The organism is Leisingera sp. MMG026 (assembly GCF_021654205.1).
GTDB lineage: Bacteria > Pseudomonadota > Alphaproteobacteria > Rhodobacterales > Rhodobacteraceae > Leisingera.
In genome coordinates, this window is sequence record NZ_JAKFZM010000100.1 from 1 (window position 1) to 3,958 (window position 3,958).

At 57.8% G+C, this 3,958-nt stretch carries 3 protein-coding genes and 1 pseudogene; 1 reads left to right on the forward strand and 3 read right to left on the reverse strand.

Going from position 1 to position 3,958, the window contains the following annotated elements:
* Positions 1–88: 88 nt before the first annotated feature.
* Positions 89–1,570, forward strand: a pseudogene (locus L1069_RS23490) (IS1182 family transposase).
* 321 nt (positions 1,571–1,891) lie between these two features.
* Here the strand turns inward: L1069_RS23490 and L1069_RS23495 are convergent.
* The 3 genes from L1069_RS23495 to L1069_RS23505 form a co-directional block, all read right to left on the reverse strand.
* Positions 1,892–2,398 (reverse strand): YetF domain-containing protein, encoded by a 507-nt coding sequence (locus tag L1069_RS23495; protein ID WP_237457259.1) that lies wholly within the window; start codon positions 2,396–2,398, stop codon positions 1,892–1,894.
* A gap of 62 nt (positions 2,399–2,460) precedes the next feature.
* Positions 2,461–3,099: a DUF998 domain-containing protein gene (locus tag L1069_RS23500; RefSeq protein WP_237457260.1), complete on the reverse strand. Its 639-nt coding sequence runs from the start codon at positions 3,097–3,099 to the stop codon at positions 2,461–2,463.
* A gap of 117 nt (positions 3,100–3,216) precedes the next feature.
* Positions 3,217–3,636 carry a PRC-barrel domain-containing protein gene (locus L1069_RS23505; RefSeq protein WP_129369593.1) on the reverse strand — a complete coding sequence of 140 codons (420 nt, stop codon included), beginning with the start codon at positions 3,634–3,636 and terminating at the stop codon, positions 3,217–3,219.
* Positions 3,637–3,958: the final 322 nt, after the last annotated feature.

Genomic DNA, 3,958 nt, shown 5'->3' on the forward strand with positions numbered 1-3,958 from the left:
GGACGCTTCTGCCAGACGACGCCAGGCAGCCGAGGCTGTGTGAAAACTCCGGATGCTGTATGCTTTTCGGCAAAGACCGGAGGCAGGCATGTCGGGATATATCGAAGGTACGGACCGCAGTCAGGTGACACTTTTTCCGGCCCGGCTGGAAGACTGGACAGACGAGGATAATCCGGTCCGCGTGATTGACCTCTTCGTGGACGAGATTAATCTTGGGGAGATTGGTTTCCTGCGGACGGCGCCGGCGCAGACAGGACGGCCCGGCTATCACCCATCGGTCCTGCTGAAGCTGTTCATCTATGGCTATCTGAACCGCGTCCCTTCGAGCCGTGCCCTGGAGCGGGAGGCTGGGCGCAATGTCGAGGTGATGTGGCTGACGGGTCGGTTTGTCCCGGACCACAAGACGAGCGCCAACTTTCGGCGCGAGTTCGAAGGACCAGGAATTGATCCGGGGGATCAATTTCCCTGAGAACGGCCCGGCGATCCGGCGGACCTGTGCGCAGTTCGTCGAACTCTGTCGCCGGATCGGGGTGCTGAAGGGGGATTGTGTTGCCATCGATGGCTCCAAGTTCAAGGCGGTGAGTAATCGCGACAAGAACTTCACCAAAGGCAAGATCGCCAGCCGTACCGCCCATCTGGTCGCGAGCATCGAGCGCTACCTTGATGAAATGGTCCGGATCGACCGTCAGGAAGAGGGCGAGGCCCGGGCCGGGAAGATCGCCAACCTGGCGCAACGCTGCGAGCGCATCCGGCAGGAGATCGAGCGCCTGGTGGACATGGGCGAAGCGCTCAGGGAGAGCCAGAACAGGCAGATCTCCCTGACGGATCCGGATGCCCGCTCCATGGCCACCAGCGCCAAAGGCAGCGGTTTTGCGGGCTACAACGCCCAATCCGCAGTGGATACCGAGACCCATCTGATTGTCGCGCATGACGCGATCAATGCCGGGCATGACCGTGAACAGCTGTCGCCGGTGGCGAAGACGGCGAAGGCCGCTCTCGGACGCGGCGAAATGAGCGCGGTCGCTGACAAGGGCTATTTCAGCGGCCGGGAAATTCTGGCCTGTCACAAGGATGGCATCACCGCAACCCTCCCCCGGCCCGAGACTTCGGGCAACCGCAAGAAGGGCATGTATGTGAAGGCCGACTTTGCCTATGACGCGGATACGGATATCTGCCGATGCCCGGCAGGTGAGACGCTGACATACCGCTGCACGACCGAAGAAGGCGGCCTGGGGTACGGCGATACTGGACCAACGCCTGTCAGGCCTACCCTGTCAGGGCGCGCTGCACGACCGGCAGGGAACGTCGTATCACCCGATGGGAACGCGAGCATCCGGCCGACGAGATGCGTGGCCGTTTGAGCCGCGACCCGGCCTTGATGGGCCTCCGCCGCTCAACCGTCAAGCACCCGTTCGGCACAATCAAGAACTGGATGGGAGCGGCGCACTTCCGGATGCGAATACTCAAGAACGTCCGCACCGAGATGGCCTTTCATGTCCTCGCCTATAACATCAAGCGGATGATGGCCCTGATCGGGGTACGTGGGCTTCTGACTGCCATTCCGGCCTGATGGGTGTCGCTCAGCTCAAATCGTACCGCAAAAAAAACGCCACAAGAGCGCGGATTCAGCCCTCTCCGGCGTATAAGGCGCTAAAGTGACCCGAAATCCGGCTGCCTCCACAAAATCGACTGAAACATCCTCATCGTCGAGAAACCAAGCGAGTTTCCACACACCCTCAGCCCGTAACCAGACATGCGAATGAGGCACTCGGTGCTGGATGCTGCGGGTGCGAGGCTTGCTAGCCAATGCATCAATTGCGGACATTCATCCAGGCACGGGCTAGGGCATTACCTTCGAAGGTTCGCTCTCGGCCCGAGAATTGCCAAGGGCCTACCTTCGCACGCCTTCCAGCACCCGCGCGCTCACTTCCTCATCCTCGTCGCCAGAGCCGTGCAGGACACTGACATCACCGGTCGGCTCAAGGATGACCGCATGAACGCGGCGCAGATCGAATGCGTTCGCCTCCCGCAGTTTTCCGAATAGATCAGCTTCTGTCATACGCGTATCGCGGAGGTTCTGATGCAGAATCTCGCCGTTTTCCATGACGAGCACTGGATCGTTCTCAATACTCTTGCGGACCTTCGGAGACGCCGTCCGAACGAAGGAGATCAGGCTCTGTACGACGAACAGCGCAACAAGCGCCCCAACCCCGAGAAACAAATTTTCCTTTGGCGAGATAATTGAACTGGCAATGACTGATCCGCAGGCAACCGTGACCGCAAAATCATAGCTGGACATCTTCGAGAAGGATCTCAGCCCGTTCAGCCGGGTGAGTGCGACAACCGTGGCGACACATACGGCCGCGCGGAAAAGTATCTCTAAGAGATCGTACAGCATAATCTGTCCTTTCGCCTAATGAGCGCCGCAAACGAAATCGGCGCCGCATCCTGGCAATGGCGTTACCCTTTGAGCTTTCGCCCGCGCCTGATGAAGAGCCTGGCAAGCACAAAAACAAATGCGAAGGCTATGAGCCCGAGATAGCGTTCATAAATGCCATCAATTTCGTCAGGCAGGAAAAAGAAGACCGGTGCAGAGATCGCCCAGACGATTGAAATCCCGACGAGCACCTGACCATAGTAGCGCCCCGCTCGGGCGGCCCCTTGGGACATCAACCAGGGAATGATCGCCATGAGCAGACCCAGCGCGTAGACAAGATAGATATGGATCACCACGCCGTCACTGTCATTGTCGCCATATTCATTCCGTGCCCCGACAAGAAAGACGATGAGCCCCAGCAGGGCGAGGCCGATGATCCCGCAACTCCAGCCCCATCCGCCCATGTGAACATGCGCAGCCAGCAGCGCAACGGAAATAAGAGAGCCCGAGAAAGCGTATATGCCGATATCGACAATGAACTCGTATTTGCCTGCGCCCAGGTCGCTGATCGTATCAGCGATCCAATCGTGATCAGGGACAAATAAGTCAGCCGCAATGATGGCGGCGGAAAACACAAGACAGCCAATAATCGCATACCAACCAAGCACTATCATCAGCGTGGGGGCATTCTCTAACTTCGGAGATTTTGTCTCGTCATTCATGTCGGATCACCGCCTGATCGCGCCAGGGTAACAACTCCTGAGGAGTGAGACCCAGTGAAAAAGGTCAAAGGGGCTCGCGACAGCCCCTTCGCTTGATATGCCGTTATAAGGGCCGGATCAGTCCCACCAGCCTTCATCCACCGATTCCATCTCTTCGAGCTGCTCTTCGGTTTTGCGGGTTACGATGACATAGCTCTTGTCATCCACCGGCGTGAGCCGAATGTCTTCAACGGGGATCAGCACGTGCTTGTCGCCAATGTCGAGAAAGCCGCCGACTTCGGCCACAATACCAATCATCTTGCCACCGCGATCAAGGATCACATCTTCGATTTCGCCGATGTCATTCCAGTCCGGGCCGACACCATCAGCTTCCCAGTTCCCCCAGGTATCTTCGTCCATGGGACCATTCAGCGTGTAGATATCACCACCGGTGATGTCGCGTGTCCGGATCAGGTTTTCGGTATCCATCAGGGTTTCCGCAACGGCCGGCGCCGCGGCCATGCCAGCGATAAGGGCAATAGAGGCAAGGCGAGACATGAGATGTTCCTTTTCTGTTTGCTTCACAGACTGAACATTCTGAAGATGACTTTTGTTCCGAGAAAATTTACCTACCGTCGAAGTCGTGCTGCTTTGTGTGGATGCCGTTACCATTCCCAAGAGCTAACACGGGCTTGCGATTCTTGTAGCGGGGTTTCATCGAGCGGCCACTTTGTCCGCGATGAGTGAATTCGGGTGACTGATCTCGCTGCAGCATGCTTGAACGGCTGGTTTTCACGCCGCGCAGCGGAGCCGAAAATGATGCAGTCGCAGCGATTTTTCTGCTGCAAGCGCGCAGCGAAAACATCCAAGGTACAGGTTG

Excerpts from the sequence above, each read along its gene's own strand:
- L1069_RS23495 (WP_237457259.1), bottom strand. The coding sequence starts at position 2,398 with ATGCTGTACGATCTCTTAGAGATACTTTTCCGCGCGGCCGTATGTGTC.
- L1069_RS23500 (WP_237457260.1), bottom strand. The coding sequence starts at position 3,099 with ATGAATGACGAGACAAAATCTCCGAAGTTAGAGAATGCCCCCACGCTG.
- L1069_RS23505 (WP_129369593.1), bottom strand. The coding sequence starts at position 3,636 with ATGTCTCGCCTTGCCTCTATTGCCCTTATCGCTGGCATGGCCGCGGCG.